1 protein-coding gene is annotated in these 672 nt (G+C 56.7%); it reads right to left on the minus strand.

The genetic code is table 11. From position 1 onward, the window contains the following. Window positions 1-672: AMP-binding protein (locus tag BLL41_RS22240; protein ID WP_141770227.1), on the minus strand; the 672-nt coding region annotated here is incomplete at both ends.

Genomic DNA, 672 nt, shown 5'->3' on the forward strand with positions numbered 1-672 from the left:
CAGAAAGCTGGGCGAGCTGGACTTCGATTTCTGAAAGCTCGATTCGGTAGCCGCGGACCTTGACCTGCTGGTCGATCCGGCCGATGTATTCGATGCCGCCGTTCACCCACTTCACCAAGTCGCCGGTACGGTACATACGCTCACCCGGCACAAACGGATCAGCGACAAACCGCTTCACGGTTTCGTCTTCTCGATTCAGATAGCCTCGCGCCAATCCGCGTCCCGCCACGCAAAGCTCTCCGGCTACGCCTTCCGGCTGCACCTGATTGCCCTCGCCAAGAATGTACACTCTCGTATTGGCGATCGCCCGTCCGATGGAAAGCGAGCCTTCCTCCGAATGGATCTCCGTGCTTGTGGCAACAACCGTATTTTCTGTCGGCCCGTAGTTGTTGACGAGTGTGTACGGCTGTTTGACCGCACGCTTCAGCTTGTCTCCGCCTGTGAGCAATACGCGAAGTGATGTGTTCTCAAGCTCCATGAACTGTTCCGCAAGCTGTGTCGGCAGGAACGTGATCGTTACGCCGTTCGCTTCAAAATAATCGTTCAGGCGGACGATATCGAGGCGGATCGCTTCATCAATGACATGAAGCTCGGCGCCGATCGTCCAGGTCGGGAACATCTCCCAAATGGAAGCGTCGAATCCAAAGCCCGCATACTTCGCACTGCGGTCCT

Origin of the sequence: Bacillus sp. FMQ74 (genome assembly GCF_001875785.1) — a bacterium.
In the GTDB taxonomy this organism is placed as follows: domain Bacteria; phylum Bacillota; class Bacilli; order Bacillales; family Bacillaceae; genus Bacillus; species Bacillus stercoris.